The 24381-nt window shown below is 69.0% G+C and carries 23 protein-coding genes, 1 tRNA gene and 1 other RNA gene; 3 read left to right on the top strand and 22 right to left on the bottom strand.

Going from position 1 to position 24381, the window contains the following annotated elements:
* Positions 1 to 14: 14 nt before the first annotated feature.
* From ACFVIV_RS08330 to ACFVIV_RS08240, 19 genes are all read right to left on the bottom strand, one after another.
* Entirely contained in the window at positions 15 to 1148 is a 1134-nt protein-coding gene (locus ACFVIV_RS08330; RefSeq protein WP_379194105.1) for an LLM class flavin-dependent oxidoreductase, read from the bottom strand.
* Positions 1145 to 1966, bottom strand: coding sequence for a DUF1684 domain-containing protein (locus ACFVIV_RS08325; RefSeq protein WP_379194104.1), 822 nt, complete (start codon positions 1964 to 1966; stop codon positions 1145 to 1147). The genes ACFVIV_RS08330 and ACFVIV_RS08325 overlap by 4 nt, the downstream gene beginning before the upstream one ends.
* Positions 1963 to 3327, bottom strand: a complete 1365-nt coding sequence (locus tag ACFVIV_RS08320) for an NtaA/DmoA family FMN-dependent monooxygenase (protein WP_379194103.1) — start codon at positions 3325 to 3327, stop codon at positions 1963 to 1965. The genes ACFVIV_RS08325 and ACFVIV_RS08320 overlap by 4 nt, the downstream gene beginning before the upstream one ends.
* A gap of 8 nt (positions 3328 to 3335) precedes the next feature.
* Positions 3336 to 4412, bottom strand: coding sequence for an LLM class flavin-dependent oxidoreductase (locus tag ACFVIV_RS08315; protein WP_379194102.1), 1077 nt, complete (start codon positions 4410 to 4412; stop codon positions 3336 to 3338).
* Complete coding sequence (locus ACFVIV_RS08310) at positions 4412 to 6013, bottom strand: ABC transporter ATP-binding protein (RefSeq protein ID WP_379194101.1); 1602 nt, start codon at positions 6011 to 6013, stop codon at positions 4412 to 4414. The genes ACFVIV_RS08315 and ACFVIV_RS08310 overlap by 1 nt, the downstream gene beginning before the upstream one ends.
* On the bottom strand, positions 6010 to 7074 hold the full coding sequence (locus tag ACFVIV_RS08305; protein WP_379194100.1) for an ABC transporter permease: 1065 nt from the start codon (positions 7072 to 7074) through the stop codon (positions 6010 to 6012). The genes ACFVIV_RS08310 and ACFVIV_RS08305 overlap by 4 nt, the downstream gene beginning before the upstream one ends.
* 66 nt (positions 7075 to 7140) lie before the next feature.
* Positions 7141 to 7461: a hypothetical protein gene (locus ACFVIV_RS08300; RefSeq protein ID WP_379194099.1), complete on the bottom strand. Its 321-nt coding sequence runs from the start codon at positions 7459 to 7461 to the stop codon at positions 7141 to 7143.
* On the bottom strand, positions 7454 to 8413 hold the full coding sequence (locus ACFVIV_RS08295; protein ID WP_379194098.1) for an ABC transporter permease: 960 nt from the start codon (positions 8411 to 8413) through the stop codon (positions 7454 to 7456). The genes ACFVIV_RS08300 and ACFVIV_RS08295 overlap by 8 nt, the downstream gene beginning before the upstream one ends.
* A 4-nt stretch (positions 8414 to 8417) precedes the next feature.
* Positions 8418 to 10019, bottom strand: a complete 1602-nt coding sequence (locus tag ACFVIV_RS08290) for an ABC transporter substrate-binding protein (protein WP_379194097.1) — start codon at positions 10017 to 10019, stop codon at positions 8418 to 8420.
* Entirely contained in the window at positions 10016 to 11086 is a 1071-nt protein-coding gene (locus ACFVIV_RS08285; RefSeq protein WP_379194096.1) for an LLM class flavin-dependent oxidoreductase, read from the bottom strand. Before ACFVIV_RS08285 ends, ACFVIV_RS08290 begins: the two co-directional genes overlap by 4 nt.
* Complete coding sequence (locus ACFVIV_RS08280) at positions 11083 to 11610, bottom strand: GNAT family N-acetyltransferase (RefSeq protein ID WP_379194095.1); 528 nt, start codon at positions 11608 to 11610, stop codon at positions 11083 to 11085. The genes ACFVIV_RS08285 and ACFVIV_RS08280 overlap by 4 nt, the downstream gene beginning before the upstream one ends.
* Positions 11607 to 12578, bottom strand: a complete 972-nt coding sequence (locus ACFVIV_RS08275) for an ABC transporter substrate-binding protein (RefSeq protein ID WP_379194213.1) — start codon at positions 12576 to 12578, stop codon at positions 11607 to 11609. The genes ACFVIV_RS08280 and ACFVIV_RS08275 overlap by 4 nt, the downstream gene beginning before the upstream one ends.
* 36 nt (positions 12579 to 12614) lie before the next feature.
* Positions 12615 to 13379, bottom strand: a complete 765-nt coding sequence (locus ACFVIV_RS08270; RefSeq protein ID WP_379194094.1) for an amino acid ABC transporter ATP-binding protein — start codon at positions 13377 to 13379, stop codon at positions 12615 to 12617.
* The gene (locus tag ACFVIV_RS08265) at positions 13376 to 14326 is read right to left on the bottom strand and encodes an amino acid ABC transporter permease (RefSeq protein ID WP_379194093.1); all 951 of its coding nucleotides are present in this window, start codon (positions 14324 to 14326) and stop codon (positions 13376 to 13378) included. The genes ACFVIV_RS08270 and ACFVIV_RS08265 overlap by 4 nt, the downstream gene beginning before the upstream one ends.
* A gap of 177 nt (positions 14327 to 14503) precedes the next feature.
* Positions 14504 to 15661 carry a YeiH family protein gene (locus ACFVIV_RS08260; protein ID WP_379194092.1) on the bottom strand — a complete coding sequence of 386 codons (1158 nt, stop codon included), beginning with the start codon at positions 15659 to 15661 and terminating at the stop codon, positions 14504 to 14506.
* Positions 15661 to 15807 carry a hypothetical protein gene (locus tag ACFVIV_RS08255; protein WP_379194091.1) on the bottom strand — a complete coding sequence of 49 codons (147 nt, stop codon included), beginning with the start codon at positions 15805 to 15807 and terminating at the stop codon, positions 15661 to 15663. Before ACFVIV_RS08255 ends, ACFVIV_RS08260 begins: the two co-directional genes overlap by 1 nt.
* Before the next feature lie 111 nt (positions 15808 to 15918).
* Positions 15919 to 17463, bottom strand: coding sequence for an FAD-dependent monooxygenase (locus tag ACFVIV_RS08250; RefSeq protein WP_379194090.1), 1545 nt, complete (start codon positions 17461 to 17463; stop codon positions 15919 to 15921).
* Between the two features lie 189 nt (positions 17464 to 17652).
* Entirely contained in the window at positions 17653 to 18348 is a 696-nt protein-coding gene (locus ACFVIV_RS08245; protein ID WP_379194089.1) for a hypothetical protein, read from the bottom strand.
* A 200-nt stretch (positions 18349 to 18548) separates the two neighbouring features.
* Positions 18549 to 19127 (bottom strand): HhH-GPD-type base excision DNA repair protein, encoded by a 579-nt coding sequence (locus ACFVIV_RS08240; protein ID WP_379194088.1) that lies wholly within the window; start codon positions 19125 to 19127, stop codon positions 18549 to 18551.
* Positions 19128 to 19189: 62 nt separating this feature from the next.
* On the opposite strand from ACFVIV_RS08240, the gene ACFVIV_RS08235 reads away from it, so the two are divergent.
* The gene (locus ACFVIV_RS08235) at positions 19190 to 20044 is read left to right on the top strand and encodes a methyltransferase domain-containing protein (protein ID WP_379194087.1); all 855 of its coding nucleotides are present in this window, start codon (positions 19190 to 19192) and stop codon (positions 20042 to 20044) included.
* A 51-nt stretch (positions 20045 to 20095) separates the two neighbouring features.
* On the opposite strand, the gene ACFVIV_RS08230 is transcribed toward ACFVIV_RS08235, so the two are convergent.
* Positions 20096 to 21385: an aminotransferase class I/II-fold pyridoxal phosphate-dependent enzyme gene (locus ACFVIV_RS08230; RefSeq protein ID WP_379194086.1), complete on the bottom strand. Its 1290-nt coding sequence runs from the start codon at positions 21383 to 21385 to the stop codon at positions 20096 to 20098.
* Positions 21386 to 21506: 121 nt separating this feature from the next.
* Positions 21507 to 21601, bottom strand: an RNA gene (gene ffs, locus ACFVIV_RS08225) — signal recognition particle sRNA small type.
* Between the two features lie 100 nt (positions 21602 to 21701).
* Here ffs and ACFVIV_RS08220 point away from each other — a divergent pair.
* Positions 21702 to 22697 carry a hypothetical protein gene (locus tag ACFVIV_RS08220; RefSeq protein WP_379194085.1) on the top strand — a complete coding sequence of 332 codons (996 nt, stop codon included), beginning with the start codon at positions 21702 to 21704 and terminating at the stop codon, positions 22695 to 22697.
* A 54-nt stretch (positions 22698 to 22751) separates the two neighbouring features.
* A tRNA-Ser gene (locus ACFVIV_RS08215) sits at positions 22752 to 22837 on the top strand.
* 1 nt (position 22838) lies between these two features.
* Here the strand turns inward: ACFVIV_RS08215 and ACFVIV_RS08210 are convergent.
* Positions 22839 to 24311: a hypothetical protein gene (locus ACFVIV_RS08210; RefSeq protein WP_379194084.1), complete on the bottom strand. Its 1473-nt coding sequence runs from the start codon at positions 24309 to 24311 to the stop codon at positions 22839 to 22841.
* Positions 24312 to 24381 lie beyond the last annotated feature (70 nt).

The following is a 24381-nucleotide window of genomic DNA, read 5'->3' as shown; positions in this document are numbered from 1 at the left end:
AGCGGCGGAGCGTCTCAGGCGGCGCGCACGTGGGTCAGGCCCCATTCCCGCGCCAGCAGGCGGTGCGAGTTCAGGCGGTCCTCGTGATCGTGCGTGACGCTGGTGATGAGGAGTTCGTCCGCGCCGGTGAGCTTCTGGAGAGCGCTCAGGCGTTCGGCGACCGTGGCCGGCGAACCGACGAATTGGGTGGTCACGCGATCCTCGACCAGGCTGCGCTGCTCCGCGGAGAGCGGCGGCGCGGTGTCGGGATCCAGGTATTCGGCCGCGCCGGCGCCGCTGCGAATGCTGTGGACCCAGTGACCGTAGGTGGAGGCCAGATAGCGCGCGGTCGCATCGTCCTCGGCGACGACCACATCCGCCGAGACCACCAGATAGGGGCGGGGATAGCGGGCCGAGGGACGGAAGGCGGCGCGGTAGGACTCCACGGTCTCCACGATGGTGCCCGGGGAAACGTGGTAGTTCGCCGCGAACGGCAGCCCCAATTGTCCTGCCAACTGGGCGCTTTCGCCGCCGCTGCTGCCGAACAGCCAGAGCTGCACGTCCGCGCCCTCCCCCGGAATCGCGCGCAGCGGCACCCCCTCGGCAGAGGTGTAGGTGCCGTCGAGGAGCGCGCGGATCTGCTGCACCTGCCGGGTGTAGGGCAGCGGCTGCGCGCCGGGCAGGTAGAGGTTCTCCAATCCGGCGGCGAACCGGGTGGTATCGAGCACTCGGCCCGGGGCGAAGGGCGGCGGGATGACCACCCCGTCGCGGACCTCGGCGGGCCGATCGGGGGCCGGTGCCGGGGGCACATCGGAGGGGCGTACGCGGTCGCTCCGGTGACCGGAGCGACCGAGTCCGAGGTCCAGGCGGCCGGGGTACAGCGCGTCGACCGTGCCGAACGCCTCTACCACCGAGGAGGAGGTGTGATGGCCCAGCTGTACGGCCGCGGTGCCGACGCGAATGGATTCGGTGGCGGCGGCGATGAGCCCGATGAGCGTGGTCGGGGCGGCGCTGGCGACCGCGGCGAAATGGTGTTCGGCGATCCAGAAGCGCTGGTAGCCCAGGCGTTCGGCGTGCCGGGCCAGGTCGATGGTGTTGCGCAGGGCCTGCCGGGCGCTGGATCCGGCGCTGATCGGGGACAGGTCCAGGACCGAGAGCGGGATGGTCATGCGGTGAACTCCTTGCGCGGATCCCGTTCGCCCGCTTCGACGGCCAGCGGGAGGCGGTTCTCGGCGGGGGCGACCGGGCAGGTGGCGTAGTCGGTGAAGGCGCAGGGCAGGTTGGCGGCCCGGTTGAAGTCGAGCACCACCGCGCCGTCCGCGCCGGGACGGGGCAGGTCGAGGCGACGGGCTCCGCCGTAGGTGGTGACGCCGCTGGTAGCGTCGGTGAACAGGACGTGCAGTCCCGTGGTGTGGCTGCCGAATACGATGAACCGGTGTTCGGCCTCGCCGAGCCGGAAGGTGACGGTGCCGGTGGCCGGATGGTGGTGCACCAGGCCGTCGACCACCGCGCCGGTGGTGACGACCCGGGCGACCTCGTACGGCTCGAAGCGGCCGGTGACGACCCAGCGCGGATCCGCCTGGTACGCGGGGATTTCCGTGAAGGACGCCAGGGTGGGCGCCACCGGGTCGTGAATGCGGAGCGCGAATTGCCCACTGCGGCGGATCACTTCGATGACCCGCTGCCCGGTCGTCACCTCGAGTCCGGGCTGTCCCTCACCCGGCGTCAGCGTGGTCGTGCCCGACAGCACCCGGCCGTCGAACCACAGTTCGCCCTCGCCCGGCCGCGGTTCGGATTCGACGGTGACATGGACGTTTTCACCATCGGCCCGCCACGTGCCGGGTAAGCCGTCGAAGGTTTCCCCGGCCTCGCCGAGCCAGTGCAGCCCGGTCAGGCTGAGCCAGCCCAAGGGCTGCCGCGCCCAGCGGTCGCGCTCGCTGCGCCACTCGGCCCACTGCTGCTCGAATTCGGTGACGGTTGCGGTCATGATGCGCGTACTCCTTCGGTGCCGTGATGGGGATGCCGCAGACCCAGGTGGTCACGCAGGGTCGGGCCGGTGTACTCGGTGCGGAAGCTGCCGAGCGCTTGTAGTTCGGGGATCACCTTGTCGACGAATTCGTCGAGCCCGGTGGGGGTGAGGTGCGGGACGAGGACGAAACCGTCGGCGGCATCGCTCTGCACGTAGTGGTCGATATCGGCGGCGACCTGGCGCGGGGTGCCGACGAACTGCTGCCGGGCGGTGGTCTCGATGATCAGCTCGCGAATGCTGAGGTTCCCGGCCTCGGCCTTGGCGCGCCACGCGTTCGCCACGGCGAGTGGATCTTTGGCATGCCGGACCCGGCCGCGGGTGATGCTCGCATTGTCCACCGGATCGATATCCGGCAGCGGGCCGTCCGGGTCGTAGGCGGACAGATCGCGTCCCCACACCTGCTCCAGGAAGGCGATGGCGGTCTGCGGCGTCACCTGCTGGCGGCGGATGCGGCGGGCGTTCTCCGCGGCCTCGGCGGGCGTATCGCCGAGCACGAAACCGGCGGCGGGCAGGATCTTCAGGTCGTCGCGGCGGCGGCCGTACTTGGCGAGCCGGTCCTTGACGTCGCGATAGAACTGCCGCCCGTCCTCCAGCTCGCCGTGCGCGCTGAAGATGACATCGGCCTTGGCGGCGGCGAATTCGCGGCCCTCATCGGAATCGCCGGCCTGGATCTGCACCGGATAGCCCTGCGGACTGCGCGGCAGCACGAACTCGCCGTCGATGTCGAACTGGTCGCTGGTGAACCGGACAGTCGGTGCGGGCCGGGCGAAGACGCCGTGCTCGCGGTCGACCAGCAGCGCGTCCGCGGGCCAGCTGTCCCACAGCGCGCGGGTGGCGTCCACGACCTCGGCGGCGCGGGTGTAGCGCTTGGCGTGCTCGAGATAGCCGCCGCGGCGGAAGTTCTCGCCGGTGAAGGCGTCCGAGGAGGTGACGGCGTTCCAGGCGGCGCGCCCGCCGGAGAGGTGGTCGAGGGAGGCGAATTGCTTTGCCAGCTCGAAGGGTTCGTTGAAAGTGGTGTTGATGGTGCCCGCCAGGCCGAGGTGGGTGGTGACCCCGGCCAGGGCATTGAGCACGGCGAGCGTGTCGGGCCGGCCGACCACGTCCAGGTCGTGGATGCGGCCCCGGTGTTCGCGCAGCCGCAGGCCCTCGGCCAGGAAGAAGAAGTCGAACAGCCCGCGTTCGGCGGTGCGCGCCAGGTGCACGAAGGAGTCGAAGTCGATCTGGCTGCCCGAGTCCGGATCGGTCCACACGGTGTGGTGGTTGACGCCCGGGAAGTGGGCGACGAGGTGAATCTGCTTGCGTATCGGATGGTCCGGCATGGTTCTCCTCAGGCGTGGGCGTAGCGGTTGGCGGGACGGGGCAGGCCGAGGCGTTCGCGCAGCGTCGGGGTGAGCGCGGACAGGTGCGGCAGCGCGGCGGGCAGCGCGAGAGGGCGCAGCACCACGCCATCGGCGACGGACCCGGTTTCGATCTGCCGCAGTACCTCTCGCAATTCAGCGGGGGTGCCGATATGGAAGACGGTGCCGGGCGCGGCGCTGGCGGCCCAGTCCTCGAGCTGGGCGACCTCGGCGGCCGCCCGGTCGGGGGTGGCCGCGAGGTGGATGTCCACGTCGAGCAGGATCCGCACCCGATCGGCATCCCGCCCCGCCGCGGTGACGGCGGCGCGCAGCTCGGCGCGGGTGGCGGCGGCGGACGCGAGATCGGGGGCGGTGATGCGGATGAGGTCGGCGCGGTGCACCGCGACCCGGGTGCTGTGCGGATCGGCGGCGCGCACGGCCACCAGCGGCTGCCCCTGTGGCGGACGGGGCGTGATGGACGGGCCCTTGACCGAGAAGTTGTCGCCCTCGAAATCGATGTAGTGCAGCTTGTCCCGGTCGATGAACCGGCCGGTGGCCCGATCGCGGATCTCGGCGTCGTCCTCCCAGCTGTCCCACAGCCGGGCTACCACCTCGACAGCCTCCTCGGCCTCGTGCCAGCGCGATCGCTCATCCTGTTCGGATTTGCGGCCGAACAGCGCCGCCTGCCCCGCCGATACGGTCACCTCCCAGCCGGCGCGGCCGACGGTGGCGAAGTCGAGGCTGGCGATGGCCTTCGAGATATGGAACGGCTCGGTGTGGGTGACCGGGGCCTGCGGGATGAGGCCGATGCGATGGGTGGCCGCGGCGGCCCGCGCGGCCACGGCGATCGCGTCCAGGCGGCCCTTGGCCCCGTCCTGCTGGAGCGCGAAAGAGTCCGGCAGGAAGGCGAAGTCGATCCCCGCCGCCTCGGCGCCGCGCAGGGCGCCGAGCCAGTAGGCGGCGGTGAACAGCTCCTCGGCGCGCGAATCCGGGCGGCGCCAGGAGGCGGGGTGCGCGCCGGTGCCGGACAGTTCCAGGCCGAGGAGCAGCGGTGTGGGTTGCGGCATCAGGCGGTCCTTTCGAAGGCGGGTACGGCGGCGAGCAGCTCACGCGTGTAGGCGTGCCGCGGAGAATCGAAAATGTCTGCGGTGGGCGCTGTTTCGACGATCACGCCCTGCCGCATGACGGCGACCCGGTCGGCCAGGCGGCGGACCACGGCCAGATCGTGGGAGATGAACAGATAGGCCAGGTGCAGTTCGGCTTGCAGGCGTTCCAGGAGTTCCAGGATCTGGGCCTGCACCGAGACGTCCAGGGCGGAGACGGGTTCGTCGAGGACCAGCAGTTCCGGGCGCAGGGCCAGGGCGCGGGCAATGGCCACGCGCTGGCGCTGGCCGCCGGAGAGCTCGGCCGGGCGGCGATCGAGGTAGTCGCTCGGCAGGGCGACCTGGTCCAGGAGTTCGGCGACGGTGTCGCGGCGCGTACGGCGCTCGCCGATGCCGAACGCCTGCAAGGGTTCCGAGACGATCTGCGCGATGGTGAGTTTCGGATTCAGTGACACGTAGGGGTTCTGATAGACGACCTGGATGCGGCGGCGGAGTTCGCGCAGCTGCGCACCGCGCAGGCGTGCGATATCTCGGCCATCGAAGGTGACGGTGCCCGTATCCGCGGCGGCCAAGCGGGCGACGATGCGGGCGGTCGTGGACTTGCCGGAGCCGGATTCGCCGACCACCGCCAGGGTTTCGCCGCGTGCGATGGTGAGCGAGACATCGTCCACGGCGGTGAGCGACACCCCGCGCGCAATGCGGAAGGTCTTGTGCAGGCCGTGCGCGGACAGCAGCGGCTCGCCGTCGCGAGCCGCTGCGGGCCGGGGCCGCCAGTCGTGATCGAGACCGGGCGCGGCGGCCAGCAGGCGCCGGGTGTACTCGTGCTGCGGATTGCCGAGCACATCGGCGGCCGTGCCGGTTTCGACGATCTCACCACCGCGCATCACCACGATGCGATCCGCGCGTTCGGCGGCGACCGCCAGATCATGGGTGATGAGCAGGACCGAGGTGCCCGACTCCCGGGTGCGCTCGGCCAGGTGGTCCAGGATGCGGCGCTGCACCGTCACATCGAGGGCGCTGGTCGGTTCATCGGCGATGACCAGCTCCGGCGTGCAGGCCAGGGCGATGCCGATGAGCACGCGCTGCCGCTGGCCGCCCGAAAGATCCTGCGGGAACTGGCGGGCCCGCACCTCGGGCCGGTCCAGTCCGGCGGCCTCGAGAATCCCGATGGCCTCGGCGCGCGCGGTGCGCCGGTCGGCCCGGCCGTGAATGCGCAGCACCTCGGCCACCTGGTCGCCGATGCGCAGCACCGGATTGAGCGAGGTGCCCGGATCCTGCGGGACCAGGCCGATGCGCGCACCGCGAATACGTTGCAGCGCACGCTCTCCGGCTCGATCGAGGCGTTCGCCCGCGAAGGTGATCTCGCCCCCGGTGACGGTCCCGCCATTCAGCAGTCCGATCACCGCGTGCGCGAGAGTGGACTTCCCCGAACCGGATTCGCCGACCAGCGCGACGGTCTCGCCACGTTCGATGTGCAGGGACGCCCCCGCCACGGCGGTCGTCGTGCCGGTGCTGCCCCGGTACTCGACCCCGAGATTCTCGATGGTCAGCAGCGGTTCGCTCATCGGGCATTGTCCTTGTGAATGGCGCGGGCGATGCGCTGTGTCGCGAGCACCAGCGCGATGATCACCAGACCGGGCAGGGTGGTGAGCCACCAGGCCGTGGCCAGGTAGTTGCGGCCCTCGGCAATGAGCGAACCCCATTCCGGCGTCGGCGGGACCGCGCCGTAACCGAGGAAGCTGAGCGCGGCCACGGCCAGTACCGCGACGCCGAACTCGATGGCGGCCAGCGCCGCGACCGGTCCGTAAGCATTGCGCAGCACATGGCGGAACAGCACGGTGTGCCACCGGACGCCGGAGGCGAAGGCCGCCTCGACATACGGCGCATTGCGCACCCGCAGCACCTCGGCGCGCATGACGCGGGCGAAGCGCGCGATCAGTGCGACGCCCACGGCAATGGCCACATTCCGGGTGCCGACGCCCAGAACGGTCACCAGCGCCAGCGAGACCAGCAGCTCCGGAATCGACAGCAGCACATCGACGACGCGGGACAGGACGGTGTCCACGACGCCCCCCGCGGTGCCCGCGACGAGGCCGATCAGCGCGCCCACGACCAATCCGAGCAACACCGCGAAAACGGTTGCGCTCAGCGAGAGCCCGGCAGCGTGCACCACGCGGGTATACAGATCACGGCCCAACCGGTCGGTGCCGAACCAGTGTTCGGTACTCGGGCCCTGGAACTTCTGCGCGGGCACGCCCGTCAGCGGATCGCCACTGGCGACCAGCGATGGCACGGCCGCCCAGCCGAGCACCAGCACGACAATGAGGCCCGCGACAACCAGTCCGAGATTGCCCCGCACCCACCCGGCCGCGCGACGCGCCGTAACAGCCCGGCGGGCCGCACCCGCACGCCGTGCCGCCACCTCGGACACCGCGGCCTCGGACGCGTCGGGAACCGCCACGGATGCGTCAGGCAGCGCCGGATCGGACGCCTCGAACACCGCCGAATCAGGCGCATCGGGCACCGCCGAATCAGGCGCATCGGGCACCGCGAGACCGGGCGTGGTGGACGCGGATGCGGTCGGCCCCGCCACCAAACGGGCAAGTGGCGCTTGTGCTCCGGTCATCGGCGGGCTCCCGGTCGGACCCGAATGCCGTTCCAGGGATGCCGCGGGCGCGCGAGGCTCCCGTCTCTAGTCATCGGCCGCACCTTCCTGGTCGAACACATAGGCCAGGCCCGGATCGACCAGCGCGTGCGAGAACACCAGCAGGCGCCGCCGCGAGCGGAATCCGGTGTCCGCCGCGGCGGTCACGGGCGGTTCCGCCCGGCCCGAGTTGACGGCGGCCGAATGCGCCGTGCGTTCCACCGCGTGCCGTGCGCGCCCGAGGACGCGGCGGAGTCGCGACGGGGCCGCGACGAGCGCCGTGTGTTCTACCGCAGTCGTACCGGAGGCGACGGCATGCCGAGAGCGGGACTCAGCTGCCGTCGAGGGGGTCATGGTGGTTTCAGGCATGGGCGCGCTCCTTTTTCGGGCGGCTGTGGGCGACTCGGGGATCCAGCAGGGGGAGGACGAGGTCGATGAGCAGGTTCACGGAGACGAAGACCAGGGCGGCGAAGGTGACGATGCCCTGGACGACGGGGATGTCCTGGGTGAGCACGGATTCGTGGGTGAGGCGGCCGATTCCGTTGCGGGCGAAGACGGTTTCGACGACCACCGAGCCCGCCAGCACGGTGCCGACCCACAGTCCGGTCACGGTGAGCGCCGCTCCGGAGGCCGGGCGCAGCACGTGCCGCAGCTGCACCCACCAGCGTGAGGCGCCCTTGGCGAAGGCGACCTCCACGAACGGCTGCCGCCAGGTGGTGATCAGGCTGGAGTAGAGGACCTGCGAGATGACCGCGCCCACCGGGAGAGCCAGGGTGATGGCGGGCAGGATGACGCCGCTGAATCCGCCGCCGCCGAAGGCCGGGGTGAGCCGCAATCGGAACGAGAACACCTGCAGGAGCAGTAGTCCCACCCAGAAGGTCGGCATGGACGCGCCGATCGGCGGCAACGCGGTGAGGAGAGCGCGCAGCCGGGGGCGCTGGGTATAGGCGGCGGCGACGGCCAGCGCGCCGCCGCCCGCCACCGCCAGCAGCAGGGACAGCGAGGCCAGCGCCAAGGTGGAGGGCAGGGCCTCGGCGAGCGCCTCGGTCACCGGCTGTCCGGTACCGATGGAGCGGCCCAGATCGCCGCGCACCGCATGCGAGAGCGCGGTCCAGTACTGCTCCCAGATCGGTTGATCCAGCCCGTATCTGGCCTTCATCTCGGCAATGGCCGCGGCATCGACGGGCGCGCCCTCACTGCGGTTCACGGCCAGCTCCACCGGATCGGCGGGCAGCAGGTACAGCACGGCGAACGACAGCGTGAAGGCCGCCCACAGCACGCCCGCCGCTTGCAGGATCCGTCCGATCACGTACCGGCGCATGGGATTACCGCCGCAGCCAGGTGTCGTGGAATTGCAGGCGCGCGGACGCCTCGAACTTCACGTCGGCCACGCTGTCGGCCACGCCGATGGCCTGCGACAGTTCCACCGTGGGGATCCACAGGCCCTCGTCCAGCACCGCGCCCTGTGCTTCGCCGAGTATGCGCGCCCGGGCGGCGGCATCGGTGGCGGACAGTTGGGCGGTGAGCAGCGCGTCCAGCTTCTCGCTGGGGCCGCGGTCATTGAGGTTGCGCTGGTCGACGCCGAAGGTGGTGCGCAGGATATCGCCGTCGGCGCGGGTGGTGTTGTAGTAGTTGAGGTCGAAGTCCTTGGCGTTCTGCCGGGTCGTCCACTCCGCCACCGAGACCGGGTCGAGCTTCAGTTCGATGCCGACGGCGCGCAACTGCTGCTGGGCGAGTTCGAGAATGGCCTGATTGCCCGCGAAGACCGGGGCGAAGAGCACCCCCACCGTGAGGCGCTGACCGTCCTTGGCGCGGATGCCGTCCGCACCGGGCACCCAACCCGCTTGATCCAGGATCTTTTTCGCGGCCTCGGGATCGAACTTCACCCGGGCCGACAGATCCACGTATCCGGGGGTGCGGGAGGCGAGCACGCTGGTGGCGGTCTTGAATTCCGGGCCGAGCACGGTATCCACCAGCTGCTGACGGTCGAGGGCGGTCAGGAACGCGGCCCGCACCGCCGGATCGCGCAGGGCGCCGCGGGTCACATTGGGCTGCAGGCCGAAGGGCACGCCCGGATTCGAGGTGAACTGCACGCGCCCGCCGCTGTCCTCGATCTGCGGAACATCCTGCGGCAGTGCGTCACTGATGGCGTCGAGCTGGCCGGAGCCGAGGCTGCCGGTGCGCACCCCGGACTCCGGGACCACGGTGAAGTCGATCCGGTCGAGGTACGCCTCGCCCTGATGCGCGAAAACCGCCGAGCCCCAGGTGTATCCGGTGCGCTTGGCCAGGGTGGCCGCGGCGCCCTGCTTCCAGTCGGCGTAGGTGAAGGGCCCGCTGCCGATATTGTTCCCGAGGCACCGCTCGTCGGCCGGTTTCGCAATGGTGGCCACGGATTGGATGCCGAGCTGCACGGTGGAGGCGGCCTGCAGGAATTGGGCGTTGGGCGTGCCGAATTCCACGCGCACCGTCTGCGGATCCACGACCGTGGTGCCCGCGTAGCCCGCCAGATAGCTGGCCGCGAGCGGCGCCTTGGCGCCGCCCACCGCCACGATGGCGTCGAAGTTCCTGCGCACCGCCTCCGCATCGAGCGGGGTGCCGTCGCTGAAGGTGATCCCGGGCTTCAGATGGAAGACGAACTGCTTGGCATCGGCGCTGACGAACCAGCTGTCGGCCAGCCACGGCTTCAGCTGCCCGGTCTCCGGATCCTGATCGACCAGCGAGTCCACGATCTGCCGGGTCACATAGATGGTCTGATTCGTCATGGACTGCACCGGATCGGAGCAGGTCGGCGCGACCGACAGGCCGTAGCGCAGGGTGCCGCCCGGCCGCGGTGGCCCGGAGGTGTCGCTCGCGCCGGTGTCGCCGCCGCAGGCGGCGAGCGAGAGGGTGGCGGCGAGCGCGCCCGCCAGGGCCAGGGGACGTTTCATCGGGGATCTCCGGAGGGATAGCGGTCGGCTCCGAGCTGGCGGCTCGGAATGCGGCGGCGCAGTTCGGGGGCCACCTCCGCCTGGAACAGTTCGAGGCTTTCGCGGTGCTGCTTGTCGGTGAGGCCGTCGCCGTCGGCGCTGAGGTGGACCACCTCGTGCCCCAGCTGCTCGTGGTAGCGGTGCAGTTTGTCGAGGACCTGCTGCGGGCTGCCGATCAGCGCCGAGGAGCGGGCGGCGAAATCCTCGATGGAGTCGAAGACGACGGGCACGCCGAATTTCCGGGCCACGGCCTGGCGGGCTTCGAAAATGGGTCGGTAGCTGTCGAGGGCCTGCTGGGAGTCCCGGGTGACCAGGAAGCCCGCGGTGCCCGCGCCGACGAGGGCGTCGGCCGGATCGTGGCCGTAGGCGGCCCAGCGCTCACGGTAGTGCGCGACCAGATCCGCATAGGGTTCGACCGGATTGGTGACGTTCGCGGAGAACAGCGGATCACCGTGCCGCGCTGCGTAATCCGCGGATTCGCGGCTGGTGGCGCTGCCGTGCCAGATGCGCAGGCGCGGCTGCAGCGGGCGGGGCAGGGCCTTGGCCTCGGTCAGCGAGGGCCGGAACTGGCCGAGCCAGGTGACATTGTCGCTGTCCCACAACCGCCGGAACAGTTCGTAGCCTTCGCGATTGCGATCCCATTGATCGTCGGTGGTGACGTGGAACAGCTTCGCCTGTGCCGCGCCGTTGCCCTTGCCGATAATGAGCTCGAGGCGGCCGCCGGAGAGGTTGTCCAGGGTCGAGTAGTCCTCGAAGGCGCGCACCGGGTCCAGCAGGCTCAGCGTGGTCACGCCGGTGAACAGGGCGATGCGCGAGGTGACGGCGGCGATATGGCTGAGCACCACGGGCGGGGCGGAGGAGAGGAACGGGTCCTCGTGCCGCTCCCCCACGGCGAAGCCGTCGAAACCCAGTTCCTCGGCGAGTTTCGCGCTCTCGACCACCCGGCGCAGGCGTTGCTGCGCGGTCTCGGTCGCGCCGGTCACCGGGTCGGGTGTGTGGGTGATGAGCGTGATCTGCAGGAATTTCATGCCGGGACCGCCTCGGACTCATCGGACCGGTGTGCGGATTCCGCTGCGGCCACATACTTTTCGAACGGGTGCAGCGAGCCGACCGGGGAGTCGATATCGCGCGGCAGCGGTGTGTACCCGGCGGCCGCGTAGAGCGCGACGGCCTCGGGCTGGCGCGGGCCGGTGGTGAGATAGATGCGGCGGTAACCGCGCCGGGCGATCTCGGCCTCCAATTCCTCCAGCACCAACCGGCCCAGGCCCTTGCGGCGGTGTGCGCTCGCGGTCCAGATCCGCTTCAGCTCCGCTGTTTCCGCGTCGTAGCGCTGGAACGCACCGCCCGCCACCGGTTCTCCGCTCTCGACCACCACCAGCAGATCGCCGTCCGGCGGCGCGAACCGGCTCGCCGGATAGCCGACCAGATCGGCGTGCACCTCACCGGGCGTCCCGCCGTAGCGGCCGCTGTATTCGATGGCCAGCTCCGCCAGCAGCGGAGCGGCCAGGGGGTCGTGCTGTCCGACGTGGAATACGGTGCGCGTCACGCTCATCCCTTCTTCTTGGGCAGCCCGGGCGGATTGATCCGGGATTCCTTGACGACCTCGCTGGCCAGGCCCCAGCGGTCGATGACCTTCTGGTAGTCGCCATGGGCGATGGCGTGCTGCAGGGCCTGGTGCACCGGGCCGATGAGGCCGTTGTCCTTGCGGGTGAGCACGGCGATCTCGGCCTGCAGGGCATCGCCCGCACCGGAGAAGGTGGCGATCACCTTGGTCTGGCCGGCGACCGCGACGTGATACTGGGCGGCCGGATTGGGGCCGAGGAAGCCGTCCAGGCGATTGGACGACAGGGCCAGGTAGTAGTCGGTCGTCTGCTGGAAGTAGGCGAGATCGATCTTGGGCAGGCCCTCGGCGACATTCTCCTCGTTCCACTTGAGCAGCAATTGCTCCTGGTTGGTGCCGGAACCGACGCCGATCCGCTTGCCCGCCAGGGATTTCCGGTCGGTATAGGTCCAGGGCGAATCCTTGGGGACCTCTAGGGCGATGGTGTCGAGGCGGTAGGTAGCGAAGTCGTACTTCTCCTTGCGCTCCTCGGTGACGGTCACATTGGAGATGAAGACGTCCACCTCGCCGGAGTCGACCTTCACGAAGTTCTGTGCCCAGTCGGCCGCGCGGATATCCACCTTCAGACCGAGCACGTCGGCGACGAGATAGGCGAAGTCGACTTCGGAACCGATGAAGGTGCGATCGTCGGACGCCGGAAAGCGCAGCGGCGGACCGGTAGTCGCCGAGCCGGTCACGATGAGCGTCCCCCGGTCGCGAATGGCGGCCGGGACCTGAGCGGCGATCGAATCCACCTTGGCGGCGCGGACCCGGCCGGCCTGTTCGGGCGACAGGTCGTAGTTCAGGCCGTTCACGGTCTGAACGGTGTCGGCGGCGTCGCCGTCACCGCAGCCGCTTGCGAACAGGCTCAGCACGGCGAGGGCCGCTACGGCGGTGATCCGTCTGCGACGGGACGACATCGACATGGATGGTTCCTTCATTCATTCCGGTACACGTCAGAGCGCGTGTGAGAGAAAGGCTTTGGTTCGGGGATGGGACGGGTTGTCCAGGACCTGTTCCGGCGGGCCCTGTTCGACGACCCGCCCGGCGTCCATGAGCACCACCGTGTCGGCCACCTCGCGGGCGAACCCCAGTTCGTGGGTGACGATCACGAGCGTCGCCCCGCCGCGCGCCAGATCGCGAATGACATCGAGGACCTCGCCGACCAGTTCCGGATCGAGGGCCGAGGTCGGCTCGTCGAACAGCACCACCTCGGGCCGCAGCGCCAGGGCGCGGGCAATGGCGACGCGCTGCTGCTGACCGCCGGAGAGGCGGCGCGGGTATTGATCGGCCTTGTCGGCCAGGCCGACCCGGGCCAGCAGCTCCGCGGCCTCGGCGCGCGCCTCGGCCTTCGGCCGCCCCTGCGCGGCGACGGGCGCCAGGGCCACGTTCTCCAGTGCGGTCAGATGCGGGAAGAGGTTGAAGTTCTGGAAGACGAACCCGATCCGAGAGCGCTGCCGCAGGACCTCGCGCTCGGGCCGCTCGTGCAGCCGGTTGCCCTTGCGCCGGTAGCCGACCAGCTCGCCGCCGACCCGGACCGTGCCCGCGTCCACCTGTTCCAGATGGTTGATGGTGCGCAGCAGCGTGGACTTCCCGGAGCCGCTCGGCCCCAGCACCACGGTGACCTCACCCGGGCGCACCGCCAGATCGACTCCGGCCAGCACCTCGTGCGCGCCGAAAGACTTGCGGACGCCGCGTAATTCGACCGCGTACTCGCTCATCGCGCCGCCGCCTTCGCTCGAATATCGGTGTAGGCGGCGCGCACCCGCTGCCACGGCGTGGGCGGGAGCTCCCGGACGCTGCCCTGCGCGTAGTGCCGCTCGATGTAGTACTGCACGACATTGAGGACGGAGGTGAGCACGATGTACCAGACCGTCGCCACCATGAGCAGCGGCACCACCCGGCCATTGCGGCCGAAGATGACCTGCACCTGGTAGAAGAGTTCGGCGATGGCCATGGTGGAGACGATCGAGGTGCCCTTGAACAGGCTGATCACCTCGTTCGCGGCATTGGGCAGAATGCCGCGCATGGCCTGCGGCGCGATGACGGTGAAGAACTGGCGGCGCCAGGGCAGGCCCAGCGCCTTGGCGGCCTCACACTGTCCCTGATCCACCGAGATGATCCCGGCGCGAATGATTTCCGCCGAATACGCCGCCTGATGCAGTGCCAGGCCGATGACGGCGGCGGTGAATCCGCTTATCACATTGTTGGTGTCGAAGCGGACGAACTCGGGGCCGAACGGGATGCCCAGCGACACCTGCTTGTACAGATACGCCAGGTTGAACCAGAACAGCAGCTGCACGATCAGCGGAATGGACCGGAACGCCCACACGTAGGTCCACGAGATCACCTGCAGCACCGGATTCTTCGACAACCGGCCGATGGCCAGCCAGATGCCGAGGAAGAAGCCCAGCAGGGTGCCCCACAGCGTCAGCTCGAGCGTGACCTTCAGAGCGGCCAGTACCGAGGAGGCCGTCACGTAGTCGGCGAAGGCCGGCCAGTCCCAGCCCGGATTGGTGGCCAGGCCGTGCACGAATTGCGCGACCAGCACCAGCGCGACGCCCCCGGTCACCCAGCGCCACGGATGGCGGGTGGGGGCGACGGTCAATTCACCGTCGTCGGCGGCAACCGCTTCCGGTTTTCCCGGAGGCGCGGCGAGGATGCTCATAGGACGAATTTATGGAGCGGCCGGACGCTTGTCGCCGGTCACGATCATAGTGAATTCAATTGCCCTGCAACGGTTTTACTACCTGCAGAAATACAGCGAGCCCGCCCGGTCGCACGGACCGAGCGGGCTCGCCGCTACTTCCCAGCCGTCCGGCACCGGCCGGGCACGGGGTGGATATCAGGGCTGGAAGCTGTGGAACAACAGCACCGACAGCCCGAGACCCACCAGCAGGTTCACCACCGTGGCCGCGCCGAACACCACGATCGGCCGGGGACCGGCCTCCCGGATTCCCTTGGCGGAGAACCCGAGACCAATGGAGACGAAGGCGAAGATGAGGAACCAGGTGCGCAGGTCGTTGACCGTGGCAATGGCCGCCTTGCCATTGTCGGCGTACTGCACGTACAGCGTGCCGATCACCGAGGCGGCGACGAAGCCGAGCACGAACTTCGGGAACCTGGCCCAGAATTCGCCGATGGTCGGGCGCTGCACGGTCCCGGTGCGATCCACCTTCAGCGCGAAGTACGCGGTGAGCGCGATGGCGACCAGGCCGATCAGCGCGTTCTGCGTGGTCTTCACAATGGTCGCGATCTGCAGGGCGTCCTCACCGGCCAGGGCGCCGGAGGCCGCGACCGCCGCGGTGGTGTCGATATTGCCGCCGATCCACGCACCGGCCACCGCATCGGACAGCCCGAAAAGCTCTGCGGCCCAGGGCAGGATGAAGATCGACGGCAGGGCGAACACGATCACCATCGATGCGGCATAGGCCAGTTGCTCCTTCTTGGCCTGCACCGCACCCGCCGCCGCAATGGCGGCGCTCACGCCACAGATGGAGACGGCCGACGCCAGCAGCGCCCGCAGCCGATCGTCGATTCCCAGGAATCCACCGAACCACCAGGTGAATCCGAATACGGCGGTGATCAACAGCAGTGCTTGCACAATGGCGGGCCCGGCGGCGGTGGCGAGAATCTTCAGATTGATCGACGCGCCCAGCAGCACGACACCGGTCTTGATGAAGAATTCGGTCCGGAATCCCGCCGAAATACGGTCCCGCAGACCGAGTTTCCACAGCGCCACATTGCCCAGGAGACCGAGTGCGATAGCGTAGATGGGGAATTCGATCGTCTTGGCGACTTTCGCGAACGACGTCCCGGCCGCCCATTTGGGGACATTGACGTCCAAGTAACGGGTGATCGCGCCGAACGCGATCACGACGGCGATACCGGCGACGGCGAGCGCCACGGGATTGCCGGGCCGCGGCGCGGTCGTCTCCGCTTCCCGTGTCGCAGGGGCCGCAACCTGATCCGGCGCAACAGTATTCGCGGGCGTCTCGCTCATCACGGCACCCACTTGTCCGGCACCACGCCGGTCAGCACCAGCGCGATCAAGGTCAGCCCGGCGATGACCGCCAGCCAATCCTCGGTCACCCAGGACCATTTCCCGGTCGCCGCCGCGACCTGCTCTCCGGCGGTTTCCTCTGACATGACCGGTTTCCCACTTTCCGAACTAGCTTGGACCGGGCGACACGATCGCTCACCCGGCCCATCCAGTCCAGCAGTGCGGTCAGCGGTGCGACAGGATTGCGCTCACCGGGATCACAAGGGCGCACCGAACCAGTGCGCGAGCGCTGCGCGCAGCTCGGGCACAGCGGCAGCGGCGGGCTGATCGATCGTCGCGGCCCAGGCGATATGGGCGTCCGGGCGGATCAGCAGCGCATCGGCCGGCCGGTCATCGGTCTTGGCGGTGACGATCTCGATGCGCGGCAGCCATTCCCGGGCGGCCTCGCGCAGCTCCGCACTGTCGGTGAGGTCGAGCAGGATCGGCCGGGCAGCGTGCATGAGCTCGGCGACGCTGGTCGTGCCCGCATCGGTGTGCAGCGCCAGATCGGGTGCGAAGGCGCCGGTCAGGGCATGCTCGTTCGGATTGGGCAGCGCGTAGCGGATATTGCTGCCCGCGATCCAGGAACCGATGCGGCGGGCGGCCGGCTCGTCGGCGACCATCTCCTGGAAGACGGTGCGCAGCGCGTCGGCCGCCGCGTCCTGCCCGCGCCGCAATGCCACCTGCGCCTGGGTGTGCACCAGTGTGCGAGCCCCGGCGTAATGGCGTTCCTCGTGATAGGTGTCCAGCAGCCCGGCCGGCGCCCAGCCCTGGATTTCGGCGCCCAGCTTCCAGGCCAGGTTGACCGTGTCGAGCATGCCCGCGTTGAGCGCCACGCCGGTGGCGGGGAACTGATGGGCCGCATCGCCGGCCACCAGCACCCGGCCCGCGCGGTAGCGATCCGCCTGCCGGGCCTGGAAGATGAAGCGCGACAGCCGGGTCGGGTTCGCCACCGGCAGCTCCACCCCGAGCACGCGGCGGATGCTGTCCCGGATCTCGTCCAGGGTCATCGGCTCGTCGGTGTTGTATTCGTCGGCGGCGGATTCGTCCTCGGTGGTGAAGACGCTGATCGGTTCGCCGGGAATGGCCGTGCCGAAGGCGAACAGGCCGCGCTCGGTCCGGGTGAAGCCCGCATGGAGCGTGCCCAGTCCGGGCACCTCGAGGTCGCCGTTGTCGAGCACGGTCACCGAATCCTCCACGGTGACCGTGGCGAATCGGTTGATCTCCGGATAGGTGGTGCCGTCGAAGGAGATTCCGGCCAGCTCCCGGACCCGGCTGCGCCCACCGTCACAGGCCACCAGGTAGCGGGCGGTCACCCGGTACTCGCCGTCCGGCCCGCGCACCTCGGCGGTCACCGACTCCTCGTCCTGGCTGACCGCGACCACCTCGTGCCCCCGCTGGATCTCGGCGCCGAGCGCCCCGGCCCGCTCGGCGAGCAACTCCTCGAGTCGCGCCTGCGCGAGCGGCATCGCCCGCATCGGCGGATCCAGCAGCTGGGTGAAGTCCAGATGCACACCGCCGAACGGGAATCGGGCCGCCGGATGGAAGCCACCACTGGCCGTCATGATCGGCTCCAGCGCACCGCGGTACCGCAGCAGATCCACGATCTGCCCGCCGAGCCCACTGGCCTTCGGCACGTTGTGCTGCTGCAGCCGCCGTTCCAGCACCAGCGGTCGCACCCCGGCCAACCGCAGTTCGGCCGCCAGCATCAGCCCGGTCGGACCCGCTCCCACGATGACGACGTCGGTGTTCAGTACACGCATTCAGGCAACTCCAATTCCGCAGGTTCCGGCTCAGGGCAGTGATTCTGCGGCATAGCCGGGGCCTTGCCGCAAGCCCCCGGGTGCGATATACATTGAGAAGGAACAAACGAACCCGCTCGGTCGCATCGACCGAGCGGGTTCGTTGTTTTGCGGTGTCCGCCCGCGAGGTTCACTCCATTGGAGCCGGAATTACTTGGCCGGCGGGGTGAAGGGCTGGTTGATCGTGGTGAAGTACTGCACGGCAGCCAGGATCGCGACCGGGGCGGTCACGAAGATCTGACCGGCCAGGGTGCCCAGGAAGCCGACCAGGCTGGCGCCGACGAGGCAGCCGCCCAGCGGGCCGGCGCCGAACATGAGCAGCAGCGGGGTGGTCGCGGCGAAGGCGACACCGGCGCCGATGACGCAACCCAGCGCGGCGCCGGCGATGCCGCCGCCGAGGGTGCCGATGGTGGCGCCCATGGAGATGGTGCTGGTCAGACGGCTCCAGGCGGCGACCTCACGGTCGTACTCGGACTTCCACGGCGCGACGTTCTCGTAGGGCAGGGCGACCGGCTTGTAGACGGCCTTGTCGACCTCGAACTGCGGGGTCAGGGTGGCGGTGCGGTCGGTGATCTCGGCCGCGATCGGGAACTCGAAGTCGTCCACGCGGAACTTCAGCTCGGTGCCCGCGACGGTGGTGCCATTGGCAGCCTTGATCTTGAAGACGCCGTCCTCGACAACCATGGAACCGGCATCGGTCCGGATGATCGTGGAGGTCTCGGTATTGGTGGCGGCGTAGTTGATCGCCTCGGCCTCGGCAGCGGGCGCCGCGTTGACGGTGCCTGCGGTGACGCCCAGGGCGGCGATCAGCAGCGCCGACGTAGCGGCGAATTTCCTCATCAGCATTTCTTCGGTTCTCTCATCAGGTGTTTCGGACGCCCCTGCCGGGACGAGAAGATCGAAACCGGGCGCGACAAACGCAAGATGTCGCCAAGGTGCCCGAACAGTGAACTTTGCCCGCTGATTGCTGACCAGCGGACTGTGTCACATATAAGAGGATCGGAGAATCGCTGGGGAGGGTAAAAACCACCCTGATTCGATAGCCGCTACTTCGCCTTCGCGGCGGCCTTGGCCTGCTTCTTGAATTCCCGTACCTGAGTGAGGGATTCGGCATCGGTGACATCCGCGACCGAACGGCGGGAACCGTCCTCGCCGTATGCTCCTGCCGCTTCGCGCCAGCCCTTGGCGGTGAGGCCACCCTGTTTACCCAGCAGAGCCAGGAAGATTCGGGCCTTTTGATCCCCGAAACCCGGCAGCGCTTTCAGCCGCCGCAGCACTTCCTTGCCATCCGGATTACCGTCTGTCCACAGGCCGGAGGTTTCACCGCCGTAGTTGTCGATGATGTATCGGGCCAGCTCCTGGACCCGCCGGGCCATGGAACGCCCGTACCGGTGGATGGCCGGCGGGGTGGCGGCCAGTTCCTCGAATTCGCCCGGATCGGCGGCGGCGATTGTGTGGATATCGAACCCGCCCATCCGATCGGCGATTTTCTGCGGACCGCGGAAGGCGTGCTCCATGGGGTACTGCTGATCGAGGGTCATTCCCACCAAAAGGGCGAAATCATCCGTCGAGAGAAGTTCGTCGGCGGCGGGTTCCTGAGCAATCATCAGCTTGCGACTCACCATGCAATGAATCATCGCATCCATCCGCGGTTGCGGTGACGCGGGTCACGACTAGGCTCGGCGCCATGCCCGACACCATGGCTATTTCTTCAGTGGGAACCGCGCCGCACCCCGGCGCAGGGTCCGGACTGCGACCGGACCGTTTCGACCGCGACGGCCAGGATCAACTGGTCGACGTCCAGGATCTGCAAGCCGCGCTACCCGGAATCAAGCGGCTGCGGAACTGGGCTCACGAAGCGCTCGCGCTACAGCCCGGCGAGAGCGCCGTGGATATCGGATCCGGCTCCGGCTCGGAGGTGATGGCCTTCGCCGAACTGGTCGGGCCCACCGGCACGGCCATGGGCGTGGAGCCCGATCCGCACCTGCTGGCGGCCGCCGAGCGCCGCGCCGCACAGGCCGGATCGACCGCCAAATTCGTGACCGGCGACGCCTACGGGCTGCCGTTCGGCAGCGACAGCTTCGACGCCGCCCTCTGCGAACGCGTCTTCCAGCACCTGACCGCCCCGGCCCGCGCCGTCGGCGAGATCGCGCGGGTGCTGAAGCCGGGCGGCCGGGTGGTCCTCACGGACAGCGACTGGGGCACCGCCATCGTGCATCCGGGCGACCGCAGCGTGGTGCACGAGGTCATCGAGACCATGATCGCGGGCACCACCAACCCGTTCGCGGGCCGGAAGCTGGCCGGGCAGCTCACCGCCGCCGGGCTGGTCGTGGACGATATCGGCTCGCACGCCCTCATCCAGGACGGCAGCGTGGGCGCGGGCGCGCTCGTGGCGCGCATCGCCGACCGGGCCGTGGCGCGGCATGCCATTACCGAGAAGCAGCGCGATCAACTGCTGGCCGATCTCGAGGCCGGTGCGCGCACCGGGGACATCCACCTGTCGGTGACCATCTTCGCGGTGCTGGCACACAAGCCCGCCTAGCGCGAAACGAAAAAGGGGCGCACACCCGCCGGTGTGCGCCCCTTCGCCGTCCTACTGGTTCAGCAGTTTCTCGGTGGCGGCGAGCAGGACGCAGGTCGCGACGCCGTCCATGGCCTTCTCCAGCTCCGCCAGCGACGGGAAGCTCGGCGCGAGGCGAATGTTCTTGTCCTCCGGGTCATTTCCGTACGGGAACGACGAACCCGCCGGGGTCAGCGCGATACCCGCGTCCTTGGCCAGCGCCACCACCCGGCTCGCGGTGCCCTCCAGCACGTCCAGGCTGATGAAGTAGCCGCCCTTGGGCTCGGTCCAGGACGCCACCTTGGAGGCGCCCAGGCGATCCTCCAGAATCTTCAGCACCAGTTTGAATTTCGGCTCCAGGATGGCGCGGTGCTTCTGCATGTGCGCGCGCACGCCCTCGGCATCCCGGAAGAAGCGCAGGTGCCGCAGCTGGTTGACCTTGTCCGGGCCGATGCTCTGCTTGCCCGCGTGCTTGAGGTACCACTCCAGGTTGGCGGTGGAGGAGCCGAAGAAGCTGACGCCCGAACCCGCGAAGGTGATCTTCGAAGTGGAGGCGAAGACGTAGGGGCGGTTGGGGTTTCCGGCCGCCTCCGCCATGCCGAGCACATCCAGGACCGGATCGGCGGTATCGGTGAGCGGGTGCACCGCGTAGGCGTTGTCCCAGAAGAGGCGGAAGTCCGGCGCGGCGGCAGGCATCGAAACCAGTTCGCGCGTCACGGCTTCGGAGAAGGTGACACCGGTGGGGTTGGAGTAGTTCGGCACCGCCCACAGGCCCTTGATGCTGGGATCGGCGGCCACCAGTTCTGCGATGGCGTGCACATCCGGCCCGTCGTGGCCCATCGGGATCGGGATCATCTCGAAGCCGAGCGACTGGGTGATGGCAAAGTGCCGGTCGTAACCCGGTGCGGGACACAGGAACTTGAGCACCGGCTCGTCCACCCAGCGGCGCGAGGAGTCGGCATTGCCGTGCAGCATGGAGAACACGATCACGTCGTGCATGAGCTGCAGGCTGGCATTGTTGCCGGCCAGCAGATTCGACACCGGGATGCCGAGCAGTTCACCGAAGATGGCGCGCAGTTCCGGGAGGCCGTGCAGACCGCCGTAATTGCGGACATCGGTGCCGTTGCCGTCGCGGTAGTCGTCGGCGCCCGGCAGCGACAGCAGATCGAGAGACAGGTCCAGCTGCTCGGGCGCGGGCTTGCCGCGGGTAATGTCCAGCGTCAGCTTCTCGGTCTTGAGCTTCGCGTAGTTCGCGTTCTGCGTCTCGTGTTCCGTGACGAGTTCCGCATGGCTCATCAAACCGATCTGCGTTTGCCGAGGCATCAGGCAGCCTTTCCAGGGGCTAGGAGTTATTTGTCCGGGTCCACGCGGACCCAAGCGCCCACGTTACTCGGCGGCACGGCCTGGATGGGAGCTATATATGCCCCGGAACGACCCCATAAATGAAAGGGGACCCAGCGCACCCGGCAGAGCCCGTTGACCCTTGCTGCCTTCCGGCCCTGGGGGAGTTCACAGGATGCGCGCCGCGCTGGATCCGTCGGCCAGTGTAGCGGCTCACCGAGACCCGCGCCGCCCCGGGTCGTTACGATGCTCCCGACATGGCGGGGCGACCCGCTCAGTACCGGAGGGGAATCCAGTAGTGACTAGCTCCAATCCAGGTTCGGGCGGACCGCAGGATCCGGCCGAGCACCAGGAAACCGCGCAGTGGTGGTCCACGCCGCCCGCCGGGACCGACTCGAGCCAACCGGTCGCCGATCCGACCATGCTGAACTACAACGCCGGAGCGGTGCCGCCGTACACGCCGCCGGCGCAGCAGCTTCCGCCGCAGCAGACCTACCCGCCCATGCCGCAGGCGCAGCCGGCCTACACCGGCCAGCAGGCCTACCCCAATCAGCAGTACGCGCCCGAGCAGCAGTACGCGCCGGCCGGCGGCTACAACTATCCGGCCCCGCCGCCCCCGTCCGGCGGCGGCAAGGCCGGCTGGATCATCGGCGGCGTGATCGGCCTGGTGGTGCTGGCCGGCATCGGCATCGGCGCGGTCGCGCTGAGCCAGGACGACAAACCGTCGATCACCGCCGGGCTGGGCGGCGACAAGGAAGCCATGGACGGCAACTACTCCATGGAGAAGGTCACCAATGCGTGCAGCCTGATCGATCCGTCGGTGCTCACCAAGTGGGCCTCGACCTCCTCGGGCACCCCGGAGCATTCCGAGACCCAGCCCACCGACTACAGCGGCGGCAGCCTCAACTGCCAGGCCGGCTACGAAAGCCAGTCGACCACGAACAAGTACCACACCAACGAGGCCGACATCACCCTCGAAGTGGCGTTCAACAGCGCCTACGGCGACCCGTCCTACAAGAACTGGAAGCAGTACGACACCGGCACCACCGGCAGCGGCCTGTCCTCCGGCGATGTCACCGGCATCGGCGAGGAGGGCTACTGGCACGCCGAGGTCCGCGACTACTCCTCGTTCACCGTGCTCGACTACACCGTGGCCGTCCGCGACAGCAATGTCTCGGTCAAGGTGGAGATCAGCGTCGACCGCGGCGAGGGCGAGACCGTGAGCAAGGAAGAAGTCGCTCAGGTCGCCAAGGCTCAGGTCCAGAAAGCCCTGGACGGACTGCGCAAGAAGTAGCCCCCGACTACCCGATTTGGTCGAACCCGGGGGGCAGCCGGTATATTGCTCGGCGGAGGATTCGCCTAGTGGCCTATGGCGCTCGCCTGGAACGCGGGTTGGGTTAACAGCCCTCAGGGGTTCAAATCCCCTATCCTCCGCTCACGAAGGCCCCGGCCGGACTCGGTCCGCCGGGGTCTTCGCTTTGTCCGGGATGGTTCGCAGTGCGGAAGCCACCTCCGACAGTGCGGAATCCAGCAAACCGGCGTAGGCGTCGAGATCCGGCACGACTGCGGGGTCGGCGTGCACCGAGATGGTGACGTTGTCGCCGAGACCGTGCACGCCGTGGGTCAGGTGCATGACCGAGCCGAGGGCCGGGAAGCCGGCGGTGAAACGGGCCCGGCCGCCGCCGAAGGACAGATCGGCGGGGCCGCGGTGCACGCTGGAGACGACGGTGTGACCCGAAACTCGTTCCGGGAGAGCCTCGATCGGATAGTGAGTCACATCACGGTGGAGCAGGGCGGCGGGGAGCTCGTCGTTGGCGCGGGCGCGGACTTCCTGCAACGGGTGCAGTGCGCGTTCGCGGCGGGACGCGAGCTCGGCCGCGATGCGGGCCGCGCGCAGCGGCAGCACCGGTTCGCGCGCAGCCAGATCCACCGAGAGATCGCGATAGCTGTTGCGGGTGCGGTCCGCTCCGGTTATCGACATCGGAACTTGGGCCAGCAGCTCGTCACCGGGTTCGCCGTGCCGGTCGAGGTGGCGCTGCAGCGCCAGGGACACCGCGGTCAGCACCACGACGGTCACGGTGTGGCCGGGCACGCGCACGCTGTCCGCGTCCCGGACGATCATGCGGACCGCATGCCCGGCGGGGGCGCGGCCCGCACCGTTCAGTGCGTTGGGCGCGGCACCGGGCGTGGGCGGCGGAATCTCCTCGGCCGCGGTGAGTTCGGCAAGCTGTCGTTCGGCGCGATAGGCGGCCACGCCGCGAAAAACCGTGCGGGCCATGCCGATCGGTAGCGCGGGGAGGGCGGCCGCCGCGGCGAGCCAGCGGGCGGGGACGATGCGCGCCACCGCGGCGGGCAGCCGCCGCTGTCCGGCGGCGAACACGCGGTTCAGCGGCGTCGAGCGATTCTTGCCCGGCTCGGGCGTGGGCTCGGCGGCGGTTTCGCCGAACAGCGCGCGGGCGATCGCGCCGGCGCGGCGGCCGTCGGCGAGCGCGTGTGACAGTTGCAGGACCGCGACGAGGGCGCGTTCACCGGGTTCGAAACCTGGTGCGCCGCTGATTCCCCGGAAGACGTGCACCCGCCACGGGCGATATTGCGCGCGCACCCCCGTCCCCAGTAGCTCACCCAGGGCCTCGGTCACATTCGCCCAGGTGGCGTCTGGCAGTGGAGGTTCGGTGAATTGGTCCACCATGAATTCGCAAGGCGCCCAAATCGGATACGCAATGTTTGCAGGAGTATCCAGCACGTGTACCAGCAAATCCGGAACCCGCGCCGCCCGCGCGGCGATGGCCGCGCGCAGCTCGCCGGCGGTGGCGCCGGTCTCGGCGAAGCAGTAGAGCAGGAACAGATCGTTGCGGGTCCGGGCGGACAACCAGTACATGGTGGCGTCCCGTGGCGCCAGGGAATTCACGCGATGACCTTATCCAAAGTCCGTACGGCGCAGACCGGTTGGGTGCTACCGTTTGTAGTAGAAGCCTTAC

It is taken from the genome of Nocardia sp. NPDC127526 (assembly GCF_042672265.1).
GTDB lineage: Bacteria > Actinomycetota > Actinomycetes > Mycobacteriales > Mycobacteriaceae > Nocardia.
This window is presented reverse-complemented; position numbering and strand designations above follow the sequence as displayed.